Below are 16,565 nucleotides of genomic sequence, written 5' to 3' on the forward strand. Positions count from 1 at the left end.
TCGTTTCATGAACGCGAAGCCGCGCTGGCTCACCCCGGAACAGAAGTCCGCCTGGGACGGCTTCATCCGCATGCAGGAGACGCTCATCGGCCGGCTGTCCCGCCGAGTTCAGGCCGACTCCAAGATGTCGGCTTCCGACTACATCGTGCTGGCGAACCTCACCGAGACCGGCGGCGGGCGGATGCGCTTCCTGGACCTGGCCAAGTTGGTGGAGTGGGAGAAGAGCAGGATGTCCCACCAGGTCACGCGGATGACGAAGCGCGGACTGGTGACCCGGGAGGAATGCCCCGACGACGGACGCGGAGCGTTCATCGTCGCCACCCCGGCCGGCTACAAGGCGATCGAAGAAGCCGCTCCCATACACGTCGAGCACGTCCGCCGACTGTTCATCGACGCCCTGACCCCGGAAGAGCTCAGCACACTCGCCCAGATCTCGAAACGGGTCCTGGACCACATGGAGAAGCAGCCCGACTGACCGATAGGAAGCGCTCCACGCGGGGTGGGGCCTCGGGGCATGAGGCGCGCTCGACGAACCTGTCCACGCGAAGGGGCGCCGGTCCCGTTCGAGCGTCTCGCCGCACACGCTGCCAGCTGCGAGCAGGAGCCCCCAGCCTTGCTCGGCCCCGGGAAGTCAGCCTCGCGCCAGCTCGGTGAGCGCGTCCTGGTGTGCGGGCCGTCAGCCGAGGTCATGACGGGCACGCTCGCCGCTGAACCGCTGGTCCAGGACCAGTGCGTCGCGCCCTCCACGTTCGGCAGGCCGAGAACGTCGGACAGCGGATCCATGTGAGGTACTCCGGACGATCGGGAGGATCGGGAGGATTCTGGGACGCAGGACCGGCGGCCACCGCTGCGGACGCGCGCTCACCGCGGGCGGCCGATGCGAAGCCTCCGGTTCACATGGCCAGGCTCAGCGTCACGACGGTCGCGACCGAGACAAGGGCCAGCACGATGGGCGCCATCGCGTTCCCCTTGGTCTCAGGGTTGGCGTAGTCCCCCACCCTGGCGTGGAAGACGACCGCACCGACCAGCGTGACGGTCATGCCGACAGCGGCGGCGACACCCAGGGGCTGCCAGAAGAGCCCGATGACCAGGCCCACGGCGGCGGCGACCTCAGCCAGCCCGATGAACCGGACGAACCCGGCACTCAACCCCATGTGGGACTGCAGCCCGGCGGGGACATCACCTTTGAGCAGCGCCTTGGGCGCACCTGCGGCCAGGCTCACAAGGGCGAGGATCACACTGAGGATGGCGGCGGTGATGTACACGGGGTTCCCTTCACGCTGTCCGCGCCTGCACAGGAAAAAGATGCAGGATTAGTTGATTGATCAACCGCAACCCTAGGGTGACATTGTTGACTCGTCAACCGTCGACTCCGCGATGACATCACCGCACACCAGAGGCGGGGACCATCGACGGAACAGTAGGAATACCCGCACCCGGCATCACGTTCCCGGCTGGAGTTGATACATCAACCATATGGAGATGGGTGCGATGCAGTTCGGGATCTTCACTGTCGGTGACGTGACACAGGACCCCACTACCGGCCGGACACCGACCGAGCACGAGCGGATCAAGGCGATGGTCACCATCGCGCAGAAGGCCGAGGAGGTCGGGCTCGATGTGTTCGCGACCGGCGAGCACCACAACCGGCCGTTCGTGCCCTCCTCCCCCACCACCATGCTCGGCTGGATCGCCGCCCGAACCGAGCGGATCATCCTGTCCACGGCCACCACGCTGATCACGACCAACGACCCGGTGAAGATCGCCGAGGACTACGCGATGCTCCAGCACCTGGCCGACGGCCGCGTCGACCTGATGATGGGCCGCGGCAACACCGGCCCGGTCTACCCCTGGTTCGGAAAGGACATCCGCCAGGGCATCAACCTCGCCATCGAGAACTACGCGCTTCTCCACCAACTCTGGCGCGAGGAGGTCGTCGACTGGGAGGGCAGGTTCCGTACGCCACTGCAGTCGTTCACGTCCACGCCCCGGCCGCTGGACGGCGTACCGCCCTTCGTCTGGCACGGCTCCATCCGCTCCCCCGAGATCGCCGAACAAGCCGCCTACTACGGCGACGGCTTCTTCGCCAACCACATCTTCTGGCCCAAGGAACACTTCCAGAAGCTGATCAGCCTCTACCGGGAGCGGTACGCGCACTACGGCCACGGCGCCCCCGAACAGGCCATCGTCGGGCTCGGCGGCCACATCTACATGCGGCCCAACTCCCAGGACGCCATACGCGAGTTCCGCCCCTACTTCGACCGCTCACCGATCATGGGCGGCGGACCGTCGCTGGAGCAGTACATGGACGAGACACCGCTGACGGTCGGCAGCCCCCAGCAGGTCATCGAGAAGACCCTGACCTTCCGCGAGAACTTCGGCGACTACCAGCGCCAGCTGTTCAACGTGGACGGCGTGGGCGTGCCGCTGAAGACCGTGCTCGAACAGCTCGACCTCCTCGGAGAAGAGGTTCTGCCCGTCCTGCGCAAGGAGTCCGCCAAGAACCGGCCGGCCGGCGTACCCGACGCTCCCACCCACACCTCACTGGTCGCCGCCCGCGACGCCGAGCGCGCATCGTCCGCCGAGACGACCGCCTGAGACGCGACGACGAACGCGGGGGCATGTTCCGTTCCGGCAAATGGGACGTGCCCCCGGTGTTGGCGGCAGGGGGTGCGAGGGAGTTTTAGCCCCGCTGAACTCATTGCGGTGAGAGCATCGATGTGCGGCGGCAACATCATCGAGACGGGCACCAACTCCTATCGTCTTGCTCACTCCAGGAACCAGCAGGAGACGTACGCAAAGTGACTGGGAGTCACATCACTGGTTGGGTCTGTCCGGATCCAGGCGGACGCTGAGCTGGCTCCCGAGTGCCCGAGCGACCCGGCGGGAGGCCTGCGCCCGGGCCCGCCACTGGGGCAGCAGACCCGCGGTGAGTGCGTGCGCCACTGCTACCGAAGCCGTCCGCCTGACCAACTGGCGGCGCCCCTTCACGGAACCACCCCAAGCGCGCCACAAGCACAGCGCATCGGGCCTAGGGTGTCGCGTCGTGACCGTTTTGATCGTTGGTGGTTCCGGGTTCTTGGGTGCCGAGCTGGTCCGGCAAGCGACCGTGGCCGGGCTCACGACGGCCGGGACCTACGCGACCAGGCCCGGGAGCACTCAAGAGGTCGCGTGGCACGCCCTCGACCTGCGGGATCCCGGAAGTGTGGAAGCGGTCGTGGCCGAGGTCAGCCCTCGTCTCATCGTCAACGCATCGAGCGGCAAGGCGGACTGGGCGGTCACGGCCAAGGGTCCTGTCCGTCTGGCGATGGCTGCGGCGAAGTCCGGTAGCCGGCTAATCCATGTCTCCAGTGACGCCGTGTTCTCCGGCGCCCGTGTCCACTACGACGAGTCCTGCCTGCCCGATCCCGTCACCCCGTACGGGGCAGCGAAGGCCGCGGCGGAGACAGGGGTCCTTCTCGTTCATCCGGACGCCGTGGTCGCCCGCACCTCGCTGATCATCGGCGACGGACAGTCCGTACACGAACGTGCAGTGCACGAACTTGCCGCCGAGCCCCGTGCCGGCGTCCTGTTCACAGACGACATCCGTTGCCCGGTGCATGTGGCCGACTTGGCCGCAGCTCTCATGGAACTCGCGTCGGGAGAAGCGAGCGGCATCCACCATCTCGGTGGAAGTGAGGCCCTCAGCCGTCACGAACTCGGCGTCCTCATAGCCAGGCGCGACGGACTCGACGACACCCGGCTGCCCACAGGTCTGCGGGCAGACAGCGCGCTTCCCGGAGCCCTCGACGTACGCCTCGACAGCCGTGCGACCCAGCGCAAACTCCGCACCACGCTGCGTGGCGGCCACCAGTTCCTCACCCCGGCGGCTTGACTGGCGGAGCCCGGCGGCTCGCTGTTGCAGATCAGGCACTTGATCCACTGAGCGCGATGGGGGCCCTGTCGCTCCCTGGCTCACTGCGGCCTGCCAGAGAGCAGACGGAGGCGCGAGGCTGGATGGCGTCACCCATTCCCACCCGAGGAGCGGAGCACCACTCCATGGCGGTCACCCACCGGTCCGGGTGCGTGCAGCCGAAGCGGGAGTGGCTCGCGCAGATGCGTGCCGGACAGTTCGACTGCCACAGCGTGGACGAGAAGAGCGTGGACGTCGAAGTGCGGGGCAATACGGCGCGTTTGGCCGGCCGCACGATCACGGACGCCGCCGTCTGCGGCATGCGTGCCCCCTGGCACCTGCAGCCGGCCTTCGACTACGCCCGGGTCGACGGCCAGTGGCTCGCGCTTCGCGCGGTCGGCACCAGCTGGCGACCGGGCCGCATCACCACCCGAACAGAGCGAGAAGGATCCGAACAGCATGAGCGAGCAGAACAAGGAAATCGTCGTCGTCATCGGCCCTGGCAGCATCGGCCAGGCCATCGCCCGCCGGGTCGGCTCCGGCCGAACGCTGCTGCTCGCCGCCCACAGCGAGGAGGCGACCAAGGCCGCCGCCGAACAGCTGCGCGGAGACGGATTCGAGGTGGCCACCCAGGCCACCGACATCTCCGATCCGGCCCAGGTCGAGGCGCTGGCCGCCACAGCCGCCGGGATGGGCGCGGTCACCCATGTGATCCAGGCCGCCGGCGTGTCGCCCACCCAGGCCAGCATCGAGCGGATTCTGCACGTGGACCTGCTGGGCACCGCTTACGTGCTCGACGCGTTCGCCCGGGTCATTGCGCGTGCAGACCGCCGCCGCTGCGTGGGGCAAGCGCGGAGGGCGCGTCAACGCCATCAGCCCGGGCGTGATCATCACTCCGCTGGCCCTCGACGAGCTGTCCGGCCCGCGGCGCGAGTGGTTCGAGCACGTACGCGAGGTCTGCGCCGCCAAGCGGTTCGCCACCTCTGACGAGGTCGGCGACGCCGCGGCCTTCCTCCTCGGCCCGCAGGCCGGCTTCATCACCGGAACCGACCTGCTGATGGACGGCGGCGTGACCTCCGCCCTTCGTGTCGGAGAGCTGACGACCCCCTGATGGATGAAAAGTATCGACCGCGGATCGGCAAGGGCCGTCCCGCCTGGATGAGCGCGACGGCGCAGCTCACACACGTCCCGCAGGGTGCCGTCGCCCCGCTGATCCGCACGAGCGGGAGGCCTGGCCCGGGCAGTCCTCAAGCACCCGCCGGCGGTCATGGCCCCGCGGAGTGGTTCACCGGTGGCCTCTGGTTCGACGTGTGTCTGTGCCGGTCGGGCCACACCGGGGAGCAGTCCGTCGATGTAGCCCCGCGCCGGAGCAGGGGCCGCCGGTCAGCGTGATGTTCGGGCCGAACAGGCTGGTGAAGCCGACCGGTACGGCCTCGGGCTGCGGCACGCCGACCCGGCTGATCACGCCGCCTGCGCGGACGGACCGACGGACTGGTTCGGCGATGCCGGTGCGATGTGGGTGTCTGAGACCATTGGGCTCGGGCGTATGACCATCGGGAGGCACCATGACGCGGGAGACCGGGCGGGGCAGGAGTTCCACCCCGCCGCGCAGCGCGGACGTGGCCCAGTTGGCAGGGGTCTCCCAGAAGACGGTGTCGAGGGTCTTCAACGACGAGGCGTACGTCTCCGCGGACGTGCGTCGACGCGTCCTCAAGGCCGCCGAGGAACTCGGATACCGGCGCAACAACGCGGCTCGCGCGCTCGCCTCGGGCCGGACACGTTCCATCGGTGTGGTGACGCTCGGTACCGCCTTGTACGGGCCCGCGTCGCTGCTCATGGGCGTCGAGCGCGCGGTCCGGGACACGGGATACGCGCTGCGTGTGGTCAACACCGTGGAAGGCGACCCGACGGGCATCGCCGGCGCCGTGGACTCGCTGCTGGACCAGGGTGTGGACGGCATCGTCATCTCCGAGCCGATCGACGAGGGCGGGGACGGGGACGGGACAGAGAGCTCCCTTCGCGTCGACGTGCCGGTCCTCGTCTGTGGCGCGCCACCGCCGTTCGCCGCGCCCAGGGTGCTGGCCGCGGGGGTCGGCGCCGAACTGATGGCGCGCACGGTCACCGAGCACCTGCTCGACCTGGGACATCGCACCGTCCATCACCTCGCCGGTCCGCAGCGGTGGTACGCCGCCCGGGACCGTCTCGACGGATGGCGGGCGGCACTCGCGGCTCACGGCAGGGACGAACCGCCGGTCGTCGAGGGCGACTGGTCGGCCGCCTCCGGCTACTCGGCGGGCCGCGAACTGGCCACCGACCCCGACGTGACGGCGGTCTTCACAGCCAACGACGACATGGCCATCGGGCTGATCCGCGCGCTGACGGAAGCCGGCCGGCGGGTGCCGGAGGACGTGAGCGTCGTCGGTTTCGACGACATCCCGGTCGCCGCCTATGTGTCCCCTCCCCTGACCACGGTGCGTCAGCCGTTCGACGCCGTGGCCCAGGAAGGACTCAAACGTCTCGTGCACGCCATCGAGAACCCGCAGGCCGAACCCTTGGCGGCGAGTGATCCACCGGTCGACCTCATCGTCCGCGCCTCGACCGCGCCCCCGCCGCCGTCGAACGGACGCACCTCCACCCAGCACTGATCAGCAGGCCGTCGCGGAAGGGGGCCCGCCACCGGCCGCCCGATGTCACCGACGCAGCTCTGTCCGGCCTCGTATCCCCAAAGACCCGGCAGGATTCCGCCGTCCACGACCCCGCACATGCCCGGCACGGTCGCCCGCTGGTCGGAGCTCATCACATGGCAGGTGGAGGTGCCCATGATGGCGGCGGGCCGTTCGGACTTGGCAGTCGGGATGTCGGCCAACGACGTTCGATCGGGCGAATGAGGGCTGAGGCCTGACAGCGAGTGCCAGACCCCGGCTTCACGGTGCCTACTGGACGAGTTCCCAGTCCTGCGAGCCGTCGGTGACCGCGGTCTGCAGGGTCAGCTGTGCCCCGGCGGACGCTCCCGTCAGGTACAAGCTGGTGTTCTTGACGGACTGCAGTCTGTAGAACCCGCCGCTGGTCTTGACGAGGTTCCAGCTGCCGGTGTCGCTGTTGTCGACCCATTGGCCGATCTTCTGGCCTGCGGTCGCGTTGCCGGTCCAGATGGCCGCGGCCCGGCCGCCCGACTTGTTGAGCAGGGTCACGCCGCCGCTCGGCTCGGTCGCCATGTGCCAGTACTGGGTGTCCCCGTTGTCCGCGGAGCCCGGGGCCTCCAGGCGGACGTCGGGGACGTCACCGTTGCCGATGTTCGCGTCGTTGGTCTTGTTGCCGGTGCCGATCACCTGGTCGGTCTTGCGGTTGACCAACTGGTAGTAGGCGCCGTCCGAGTGGCCGAGGTCGGTCTCGGCGTAGGCGATGGTGGAAGTGCCCTGGTTGTTGAGGATCGCGAGGCGGCCGGTGCCCGCCACGTACTGGAGGTTGCGGCTGTAGCCGGCCGGGGAGGTCGTCTGGTACTCCTTCCACGTGCCGTCGCTGCGCCCGCTGTCGTTGACCCAGACGTTGCCGCTGCCGGCCGCGTTGTAGACCAGGCGGCCGCCGGGAAGCCTGATGACGACCGGGCTGCCGTTGACCGCGAGAGCGTGGGATCCGCTGTCGAGGGGCAGGGAGGTGACGCCGGTGCCCGTGGCGGAGCCGAGGAAGAACTTCAACGGGTTGTCGGCGAGCACGTACCGCGTGTTGACCCCTCCGCCCCAGTACTCGAAGGTCAGGAGCCACTTGCCGTCCGTGGTGCGCACGACGTTCGCCATGCCCGGCCGCCCGCCGCCGATCTCCGTCTTGCCGCCTCCCATGTCCTGGTTCAGTCCGGCGATGTCGACGACGGGGTCGCTCCACTGGGCGCTGGTGCCGTTCCAGGTCTTGTGGGCGAGGATCTGGCCGTGCGAGTCCGTGGCGGTGTTGTTGGCGGGGTCGAGTGTCGGGACGCCGGTGGTCGCGTTGAAGCCGGTGTAGTCGTTCTCGTCGGAGTAGTAGCAGACGAGTTGGCCCTTGTAGACCATCAGGTACGGCTCCCAGATGGGGTCCACCTGCTTGTTCGTGTTGGCGGCCGCGATGTTCTGGCCGACCGCGCCCGCGCTGCCGCCCTGCCAGCCGCCGGTCGCGATGACGTTGACGACGCTCCATGTCGCACCGTCGTCGGTGCTGGAGTACAGGGCGATCGCCAGGTCCTTGCGGTCTCCGTCGTTCGACGGCGTCCAGTTGGGGTCGGCCGCCTTGTGCTCCTTGTAGTAGTAGTCGTCGCCCGAGACGACGCTGGCGAGGAGGAGCGTGCCCTGCTTCAGGTTCCCGACGTCCTGCGGAAGCGTGTAGAGGTACGGGTTGGTCCAGTTGCTCGTGTACTTGGCGTACTGGGGGTCGCTGGAGAGGTACGCCGGAGCCTTGACCTCGGACAGCGACTGCCAGGTCGTTCCGTGGTCGTCGCTCTTGTAGACGGGGAGGGTCTGCTTGTCGGCGCTGCCCGTCGAGGTCACGACGGTGGACTTCTCGAACGACGCGACCAGTCGCCCGCCGGGCAGCTCCGCCGACTTCGGGTAGACCGCGCAGTTGCCCCGGCCCTTGAGGCACGGCTCGCTGCCGAGCTGGTAGAGGATGCCGCCCGTCGGGTCGTAGGCCTGCGCACTGAACATGGGTGTCGCCAGGATCGCGGATGTCGCGGTGAAGATGCCGAGGGCTCGTCCAAGCCTTCTTCGCTGCATGGCCCCTCCTCAGGGGATGACTACGGTGAGGTGTTCACAAGGGGTGGATCAGGAGACGAACACGCGTACGTCCCAGGCCCCGAGGTCCAGCGGCGTGCCCGTCGGGTGGGACGTGCCGTTCAGGGCGTCGGAGAGGTCCACCGGGGCCGCGACACTCTGCGGCTCCCAGCTCCAGTTGTGGACGATGTGGACGCGGCGGCCGTCGGGTGATGTGCCGGTGGTCGCGGTGACGGACGCGGGCAGGTCGCGCCACCCGCTGCTGGCGGCCGGGGCCAGCCACTCGGCCAGCGTCCGGGCGAGGCCGCGGCCCGGTATCGCGCCGACGCAGGTGACCCGACCCTCGCCGTGGCGGCGGGTGGTGACGGCGGGCCAGCGGCCGTAGTGCGGGTGCTCGTACGTGGCGAGGACATCCGCGTCGACGACCGTGAGGCCCTCGATCCACTGCGTCGCCGTGGCGTTCGCAGACACGTCGAGCGGGCTGCCCGGCACGGCGCGGACCGGGACCTCGCGCGTGAGGTTGCTGAACTCGTCGTACCGGACGCCCGCTGCGGGGACGAGACGTCCGGGGGTCGGCTCGTGGCGGGCCCGTGCCTCGTGGTCGGCGTAGGCGGTGCGCGGGCCGAGGACCAGGTGGCCGCCTGCCCGGGCGTAGGCCTCCAGCCAGTCGAGCGTGGTGTCGTCGACGACATACAGGGCCGGGGCGACGAGGACGGGGTGACGCTGGACGGCCTCCTCCGGTGTCATCCCCTCCCGTTCGCCGCGCGGGTCGTGCAGCTGGCGGGCGTGGACGATGCGGACCTGCCGGCCGGTTTCGAAGGCGCCGCGATAGAAGGGGTCGAAGAACCGGTGGTAGGCGGTGGCGTCCGGTTCGCCGTCGGCGGTCGCGAGTGGCGGGTACTTCTGCATCAGCCACTTGCTCGGCATCGAGTAGACCATCGTGATGTCGGCGTCCGGTTCCAGACCGGCGACCAGCGGGCCGGCGGCCTCGAACTCCGCGCCGAGACGGGCGATTTCGGCGTAGGTACGGCCGGGCTGGCCGCTGTGCGGGAGGACGCCACCCCAGTAGGTCTCCGCGCCGAAGCGCAGGGTCTGCCACTGCCAGTACTCGATCATGCGGGCACCGCGGCCGACGAGGGCCCAGGCGGCCTGGCGCCACTGGCCGTCGTAGCCGGGCCGGTTGTCCCACGGGAAACCGATGCTCTGGGCGTTGGTCTCGGTGACCAGGAACGGCTCCTGACGCGAGGAGAACATCCAGTCGGCGGTCTGGTACATCGACCACACCCCGGTGGTCTTCCACTGCTGCTCGTGGGTGTCGGGAGTCGGATCGGGCAGCAGCAGGCCGTCCTGCATGTCGTAGTACGGGTTGCCCGACGCGATGTCGAGGCGGTCCGTCATCTCGTCGTCCTCCACCCCTTGGCGGGTGTAGGAGATGCAGGTGGTGACGAAGTGGTCGGGGCGGGCGTACTCGCGGACGATGTCGGCCTGCCAGCCGATGAACTCGGTGACCTGCCGGGCCTGGAACTCCCGCCAGGCGACGTCGTACTGGGGCTGTTCATTGCCGTCCGGTGTCCACAGGTCCGCCCAGGTCGACAGCCGGTGGGACCAATACACCAGGCCCCACTCGCGGTTCAGGGTCTCGACGTCCCCGTACTTCTCCCGCAGGTGGTCCACGAAGCGCTGGAAAACGCCGTGGTTGTGGAAGAGGTGCAGGCCCGGCTCGTTGTCCACCTGCCAGCCGATGACCGCCGGGTGGTCGGCGTACCGGGCCACCATCTTGCGGATGATCCGCTCGGCGTGGAACCGGAAGGCGGGGTGGGTGAAGTCGATCTCCTGACGGGCGCCCCAGCCGAGGCGCTGCCCGGTGGCGTGCTCTGCGGTGATCTCCGGGTACTGCCGGGCCAGCCACTGCGGCGCGGCGTACGTCGGCGTGCCGATGACGACGGAGATGCCGCGCTCGTGGGCGCCGTCCAGCACCGGCTGGAGCCAGTCGAGGTCGAAGCGGCCGTTCTCCGGTTCCCAGGTCGACCACACCGACTCGCCGACCCGGACCACGGTGAAGTTCGCCTCGGCCATCAGGTCCAGGTCGGTCTTGAGGCGTTCGTCGGGCGGCAGTTGGGAGCCGTAGGCGGGCGTGTACTCGTGGTAGTACGCGGCGCCGAAGAGGACGCGGGCAGGCAGAGCCGCCATGAAGGGAAACCTCCGGGGATACGGGGAATGGTGTGAGGAATGCGCGGGCTACTGCTTGACGCCGCCGGTGGCCAGGCCGCTCTGCCAGTACCGCTGGAGCATCAGGAAGGCCAGGACGAGCGGGACGATCGAAATCAGGGAGCCGGTCACCACAAGGGCGAGCATGTCGCTGCTGGCTCCGGCGCCGCCGTTCTGCGCCTGGGCGGCCCAGGAGGAGAGCCCGACCGTGATGGGGTACAGGTTCGGGTCGTTGAGCATGATCAGCGGCAGGAAGTAGTTGTTCCAGGTGGCGACGAGCGTGAAGAGGATGACGGTCACCAGACCGGGGGCCAGCAGCCGCAGCGCGATCGTGCAGAAGATCCTGAGTTCTCCGGCCCCGTCCATGCGGGCGGCCTCGATGAGGCTGTCGGGGATGGCGTCCTCGGCGTAGATCCGCATGAGGTAGAGGCCGAAGGGGCTGATCAGGGAAGGCAGGATGACGGCCCAAGGGGTGTTGACCAGGCCCGCCTTGGCGAAGAGCAGGTAGGTGGGGATCGCCAGGGCGGTGGTCGGGATCATGATGGCGCCGAGGATGAGGTTGAAGGCGGCGCCGTGGCCTCGGAAGCGGTACTTGGCGAAGCCGTAGCCGGCCGCCGCCGCGAGCAGTGCGGCGCCGAGCGCGCTCACCCCGGCGTAGAGGACCGTGTTGAGCAGCCAGCGCCCGTAGACGCCGTCGTCCTGGGTGAAGGTGGCCTTGATGTTCGACAGCAGTTGCGGGGCGTGCGAGAACCACAGGCCGAAGCTGTTGAACAGGTCCTGGGTGCTCTTGGTCGAGGCGATCAGCAGCCAGAACAGCGGGAGCAGGAAGTACGCCAGGACGGCCAGCATGGCGATCGTGAGCGGGGTGCTGCGCCGGCGGGCCGACGGCGAACGGCGCCGCGTGCGGGCCTCGGCGGGCAGCCGCTTCCCCGTCGAAGCAGGAGACTGTGCGGGGGTCACGGTGGTCATGAGGTCCTCCTGCGGTTCGCGGTGAGCAGGAAGGCGTACGACACGATCACGATGATCAGCCCGAGGATGAAGGACACCGTGGCCGCGTAGTTGGTCTGCTGGCTGATGAACGCGACGGAGTAGGCGTAGAGGTTGGCCGTGTAGGAACTGCTGATCACGTCCGGGGCGACGCTCATCAGCAACTTCGGTTCGTTGAACAGCTGGAAGCTGCCGATCACCGAGAACAGCAGGGTGAGGGTCAACGCCGGTCGCAGCGCGGGGAGTTTGATGGACCAGGCGATCCGCCAGGCGCCGGCGCCGTCCATGGCGGCGGCCTCGTAGAGCTCGGCGGGGATGGTGCGCAGGGCGGCGTACAGGATGATCATGTTGTAGCCGACGAACTCCCAGGTCACGATGTTCGCGAGGCTGCCGAGCATCCAGCTGTCGCTGAGGAAGTGCGGGGCCGGCAGGTGGAGATGGCGGCTGATCTGGGCGAAGGGGCCGAAGTCGGGGCCGTAGAGGTAACCCCACATGAGGGTGGCGATCACGCTCGGGACCGCGTACGGGACGAAGATGCCGAGGCGGATCACCCGGGCCAGGCGCAGCAGGCCGCTGTCCAGGGCGAGCGCGAAGAACAGGGCCAGCAGCAGCATCACGGGGACCTGGATCAGGAAGAACAGGGCGACGCGGCCGATGCCCTTGAGGAAGAGCGGGTCCTTCAGCGCGGTGACGTAGTTGTCCAGGCCGACGAAGGTCGAGCCGCCGATGAGCTTCTCCTGGAAGAGGCTGAGGTAGGCGGCGTAACCGAGCGGGGCGAGGAAGAGCAGCAGGAACAGCACCATGAACGGGGCGATGAACAGTGGCCCTGCCGACCGGCGGCGGCGCGTGCCGTCGCGCCCGGGGCATGTCGGCCCGTCTCGGCGCCGGCCCTTGGGGGAGGCCGCGGTTGTGGCAGTCATCATCGGGCCTTTCTGAGGGGTGGGATCGGGCGAGTGGGGGACGGGCGGGTCCCGCGCCGCGGCGCGGGACCCGACGCTCCGTCAGGAGGTCTTGACGGTGAAGCCCTGGCTCTTGGCGTAGGTGGTGAGCCGTGTCTGCCATGCGCCGAGCGCTCGGACGGTGTCGGACTTGCCGGCGAGGGACTTGCCGACGGTCTCGGTCCAGTCCGTGGCCACCTGGTCGAGGAACGGCGGCCACTGGAAGGAGGGGTTGACGGTGCTGCTGACGTCGGCGAAGACCTGGTTGACCTTCTGGCCGCCGTAGAAGGACGGCGCGTCTCCGACGAACTCGGCGTCCGCGAGCACGGCCTTCGTCGCCGGGAAGAAGAACTGCTCGGTGGCGAACATCTTGGCGCTGGCGGGATCGCTGTTGAGGAACTGGGCGAACTGGGCCGCCGCGATCGGGTTCTTGGTGGAGCGGATGACCGCGGTCGTCGAGCCGCCCCAGTTCCCCGAGCTGGGCTTGGCGGCGTCCCACTGCGGGAGCGGGGCCGCGCGCCACTTGCCGGCGGTGGACTTGGCCGAGCCGGAGAGGAAGGCGGGCCCCCAGGCGGCGGTGAGCCAGGTGGCGTACTTGCCCTTGTTCAGTCCGGCGTACCAGGAGTCGGTGAAGTCCGGGTCGACGCCGATCACGCCTTCCTTCGCCAGTCCGCCCCAGTACACGCCGAGCTTCCGGGAGACGGCGTCGTCGACGCTGATGGCGATGTCGCTCTTGCCCGAGGTCACGTACGGCTTGGCGCCCGCCTGCCAGAGCAGGCCATGCCACGCGGCGGCCTGGTTCGCCGCCAGGTTGGTGAGGTACACGTCCGGGTCGGCCTTGTGGAGCTTGCGGGCCGCGGCGGCGAACTCGTCCCAGGTGGCGGGCACTTGGATACCATGCTTGTCGAAGATGTCCTTGCGGTACAGCATGCCCATCGGCCCGGTGTCCTGCGGGATCGCCCAGACCTCGCCCTTGCCGCCGCTGACCTGGCTCCAGGTCCAGTCGACGAACCGGCTCTTCAGCGCGGAGGCGCCGTAGGGCCGCAGGTCCAGCAGGCTGTTGGTGATGGTGAAGGTCGGGATGGCCTGGTACTCGATCTGCACCATGTCGGGGGCGCCGCTGCCGGCCTTCAGGGCAGTACGCAACTTGGTGTACTGCGGTGTGCCCTGGCCTGCGTTGACGACCTTGACCTTGATGGCCGGGTACTTCTTCTCGAAGAGCGCGACCTCCTGGGCGATGTTCGGGACCCAGGTCCAGAACGTCAGCTCGGTCGGGGTCTTCATGGCCTTGTCGATGTCGGCCTGGCTGACCGGCTTGGCGGACGTAGCGGACGAGCCGCCCGAGTCGCCGCCACCGCAGGCGGACAGCGTGCTCGCAAGCGTCAGGGCTCCGGTCGCGGCGAGGAAGCCACGACGGTTCAGGGAGGCCGAGGAAGCGGCTGTGGCAAATCTGGACATGGTGAACTCCGCAGAGAGGCGTAAGGGATCCGCGCGCCGGGCGACGGCGCGCTGAAGGGATGCCGGGAGGTGCGTTCAGGCGTGAGGAGCGGGGCAAGGCCGGCGGGACGAGCACGTTCCTCGCAGATCCCGGGGCCGAGCACGTCACGCTCGTTGACCGAAAAGGGGGCTCGCGCCGGTGAGGGCGTGAGACGGGACGCCGGCCTGGGCGATGGTCGGCTCAAGGGAAGTGCCCAGGCCGCGGCGCTGGCGAGTGGGAGGTACGACGACCTGATGCGGGTGGGTCGGCTCGCGCACTCGATTACGGGTGTCGCAGCAGGTGGGAGGGGTGGACGGGCTGTGGGTGGGCGGAACTCCCCTCGTGGTCGGGGTCGGAGAACGGGGTTCTTGCGGAGTCAGTCCGTGGTCCGGCAGCGTTCCGGGGTCGTCCGGTTCGGCGGGGGTGCGGTCGACTCGCGGACGACGAGGTTGACCGGCGGGTTGTCCACCGGTATCGGGTCCGCGTCCGGGTTCTCGATGGCGTGCACGAGCAGCTTGAGGCCGTCCTGCGCCGTCGCGTCGAACGGCTGTCGGACCGTCGTCAGGGGCGGTGTCACATAAGCGGCGACCGGAATGTCGTCGAGACCGACGACACTGATGTCCTCCGGTACGCGCCGGCCGGCTTCCAGCAGCGCGCGGATCAGACCGATGGCCATGTCGTCGTTGGCGGCGAAGACGGCCGTCACGCTGTCGTCGTCAGCCAGCCGGCGACCGGCCGCGTAGCCGGAGGCGGCCGACCAGTCACCCTCGATGACAGGCGGTTCCCGTCTGCCGTGCGCGGCCAGCGTCGCACGCCATCCCTCAAGACGGTCCCGTGCGGCGAACCAGCGTTGGGGACCTGCGAGGTGATGGACGGTCGTGTGCCCCAGTTCGAGCAGGTGCTCGGTGACGGCCTGTGCCAGCTGATGGGAGACGAGCCCCGCGGTCACCACCTGGGAGGCGGCGAACGGCGGCGGTGCGCCGAGGGTCAGGACCGGGACGTCGACGCGGACGGAGAGGTTCGCGCCGCCCTCCTCGTCGATCGGCTCGGAGATGACGATGCCGTCCACGCCCTGCTCGAGGAGCGAGTCGACGGCACCGGCGATGCCCGCGGCGTCGCCCTCCATCGTGTTGACCACGCGGAGCGCGTAACCGGTGTCCCGTACGGCACGTTCGACGCCCATCAGCAGTGAGGCGGGCCCGTACAGGGCCGTTCCGAGCGTCACCACACCGATGGTCTGGGTCCGTCCGGAGGCCAGCGCCCGGGCGGCGTGGTTCAGCCGGTAACCGAGCGCGTCGGCGGCTTCCAGGACACGTCGGCGTACGTCGTCGGAGACGTACTGCTCACCGTTCATGACCCGGGACACCGTCTTCTGCGAGACGCCCGCCAGACGCGCCACGTCGATACTGCGCGGCGCGGTGCCTGTGCTGCGGCCTGCCAGTCGTGCCATGCGTGTCTCCTGATCTCCGGCAGGTGACAACGTGGCCAGTTCCCGTCTGACTGCGCTGCCATGACTGCGCAGACATATCTACGCAACGGAGCGAGACGCGTCAAGGGGTTGCGCAACATCTCCGTACTCGAGGCGCGCTGTCGAGTGGCGGCCGCCAGGGGTGCGAGGCAGCCGGTGCAGCGCGGCGGCGACCGCTTCAAACGCGGCGTCAGCCACACACTGCCACCCGGACGCCGACCGCCTCCACGAACTCGCGCCGGGCTCGGACGACACCAACAACAACGGCCGGACGGCGGGGAATTGGGACAAGGTCTGGCTCAGGAACTGTCATTGCGGTGATGGCGCCTGCGAGAGCGGTTGCTAGCATCCCGCAACGTGAACGACAGCGTGTACGTGGGCAATGCGGGCAAGGACGCGCCACTGGACCGAGGGTGGCTTCTCGGCCATTTCAAGGACGTCGACGATCCACGTCACAGCGAGGCCGTGGAGATCAAATGGGGCGTCCATCCTCGCGGCGACGAGCGATTGGAATGGGTGAGAGGCGAGGAACGCACGGCTCTCCTGGTTCTTGTCAGCGGCCGCTTCCGCGTTGACCTGCCCGGCCGCAGCGTTGTTCTGCAAGAGCAGGGCGATTACGTCGTGTGGGGGCACGGAGTCGACCACTCATGGTTCGCGGAGGAGGAGTCGGTGGTGCTGACAGTCCGGTGGCCGTCCGTGCCTGGCTACGCGGCAACGGAGAAGGACCGGGCGCGCCTGGAGAGCTGAGTACGAAGGTCGGTCCGCGTGGGCTCCAGGTCGTGGACCTGCTACTCCCCCGCCCTGCCTCAACCAGAGGCGCGGCCGGCTGCCGATGTGGCTGGCAGGAGTGGCGACGGCA

Annotated in this window: 14 protein-coding genes and 2 pseudogenes; 8 read left to right on the forward strand and 8 right to left on the reverse strand. The window is 68.9% G+C overall.

Features of this window, described 5'->3' with window-relative positions:
• Positions 1-7: 7 nt before the first annotated feature.
• Positions 8-475, forward strand: a complete 468-nt coding sequence (locus tag AB5J50_RS03285; protein WP_369254700.1) for a MarR family winged helix-turn-helix transcriptional regulator — start codon at positions 8-10, stop codon at positions 473-475.
• A gap of 418 nt (positions 476-893) precedes the next feature.
• Here AB5J50_RS03285 and AB5J50_RS03290 read toward each other — a convergent pair whose 3' ends face one another.
• Complete coding sequence (locus tag AB5J50_RS03290; protein WP_369254701.1) at positions 894-1,265, reverse strand: DoxX family protein; 372 nt, start codon at positions 1,263-1,265, stop codon at positions 894-896.
• A gap of 226 nt (positions 1,266-1,491) precedes the next feature.
• Between AB5J50_RS03290 and AB5J50_RS03295 the strand changes: the two genes are divergently transcribed.
• The 6 genes and pseudogenes from AB5J50_RS03295 (at position 1,492) to AB5J50_RS03320 (ending at position 6,537) form a co-directional block, all read left to right on the forward strand.
• The gene (locus AB5J50_RS03295; protein ID WP_369265290.1) at positions 1,492-2,598 is read left to right on the forward strand and encodes an LLM class flavin-dependent oxidoreductase; all 1,107 of its coding nucleotides are present in this window, start codon (positions 1,492-1,494) and stop codon (positions 2,596-2,598) included.
• Between the two features lie 448 nt (positions 2,599-3,046).
• Positions 3,047-3,874 carry an NAD(P)-dependent oxidoreductase gene (locus AB5J50_RS03300; RefSeq protein WP_369254702.1) on the forward strand — a complete coding sequence of 276 codons (828 nt, stop codon included), beginning with the start codon at positions 3,047-3,049 and terminating at the stop codon, positions 3,872-3,874.
• Positions 3,875-4,038: 164 nt separating this feature from the next.
• A pseudogene (locus AB5J50_RS03305) lies at positions 4,039-4,263 on the forward strand (nuclear transport factor 2 family protein); the annotation flags it as partial.
• An 88-nt stretch (positions 4,264-4,351) separates the two neighbouring features.
• Positions 4,352-4,879, forward strand: coding sequence for an SDR family NAD(P)-dependent oxidoreductase (locus AB5J50_RS03310; RefSeq protein WP_369254703.1), 528 nt, complete (start codon positions 4,352-4,354; stop codon positions 4,877-4,879).
• On the forward strand, positions 4,764-5,003 hold the full coding sequence (locus AB5J50_RS03315) for an SDR family oxidoreductase (protein ID WP_369265291.1): 240 nt from the start codon (positions 4,764-4,766) through the stop codon (positions 5,001-5,003). The genes AB5J50_RS03310 and AB5J50_RS03315 overlap by 116 nt, the downstream gene beginning before the upstream one ends.
• A 454-nt stretch (positions 5,004-5,457) precedes the next feature.
• Positions 5,458-6,537 carry a LacI family DNA-binding transcriptional regulator gene (locus AB5J50_RS03320; protein WP_369254704.1) on the forward strand — a complete coding sequence of 360 codons (1,080 nt, stop codon included), beginning with the start codon at positions 5,458-5,460 and terminating at the stop codon, positions 6,535-6,537.
• Positions 6,538-6,578: 41 nt separating this feature from the next.
• On the opposite strand, the pseudogene AB5J50_RS03325 reads toward AB5J50_RS03320, so the two are convergent.
• The 7 genes and pseudogenes from AB5J50_RS03325 to AB5J50_RS03355 form a co-directional block, all read right to left on the reverse strand.
• Positions 6,579-6,719, reverse strand: a pseudogene (locus tag AB5J50_RS03325) (FGGY-family carbohydrate kinase); the annotation flags it as partial.
• 106 nt (positions 6,720-6,825) lie between these two features.
• Complete coding sequence (locus AB5J50_RS03330; RefSeq protein ID WP_369254705.1) at positions 6,826-8,631, reverse strand: RICIN domain-containing protein; 1,806 nt, start codon at positions 8,629-8,631, stop codon at positions 6,826-6,828.
• A 48-nt stretch (positions 8,632-8,679) separates the two neighbouring features.
• Entirely contained in the window at positions 8,680-10,818 is a 2,139-nt protein-coding gene (locus AB5J50_RS03335; protein ID WP_369254707.1) for a beta-galactosidase, read from the reverse strand.
• 48 nt (positions 10,819-10,866) lie between these two features.
• A complete protein-coding gene (locus tag AB5J50_RS03340) occupies positions 10,867-11,805 on the reverse strand; it encodes a carbohydrate ABC transporter permease (RefSeq protein ID WP_369254709.1) in 939 nt (312 codons plus the stop codon).
• Entirely contained in the window at positions 11,802-12,743 is a 942-nt protein-coding gene (locus AB5J50_RS03345) for a carbohydrate ABC transporter permease (RefSeq protein WP_369265292.1), read from the reverse strand. Before AB5J50_RS03345 ends, AB5J50_RS03340 begins: the two co-directional genes overlap by 4 nt.
• An 81-nt stretch (positions 12,744-12,824) precedes the next feature.
• On the reverse strand, positions 12,825-14,219 hold the full coding sequence (locus AB5J50_RS03350; RefSeq protein ID WP_369254711.1) for an ABC transporter substrate-binding protein: 1,395 nt from the start codon (positions 14,217-14,219) through the stop codon (positions 12,825-12,827).
• Between the two features lie 395 nt (positions 14,220-14,614).
• Complete coding sequence (locus tag AB5J50_RS03355) at positions 14,615-15,688, reverse strand: LacI family DNA-binding transcriptional regulator (protein WP_369254713.1); 1,074 nt, start codon at positions 15,686-15,688, stop codon at positions 14,615-14,617.
• Positions 15,689-16,063: 375 nt separating this feature from the next.
• Between AB5J50_RS03355 and AB5J50_RS03360 the strand changes: the two genes are divergently transcribed.
• Positions 16,064-16,453 carry a signal peptidase I gene (locus tag AB5J50_RS03360; protein WP_369254715.1) on the forward strand — a complete coding sequence of 130 codons (390 nt, stop codon included), beginning with the start codon at positions 16,064-16,066 and terminating at the stop codon, positions 16,451-16,453.
• The last annotated feature ends 112 nt before the right edge of the window (positions 16,454-16,565 follow it).

The sequence above is a fragment of the Streptomyces sp. R35 genome, assembly GCF_041053035.1.
GTDB lineage: Bacteria > Actinomycetota > Actinomycetes > Streptomycetales > Streptomycetaceae > Streptomyces > Streptomyces lutosisoli.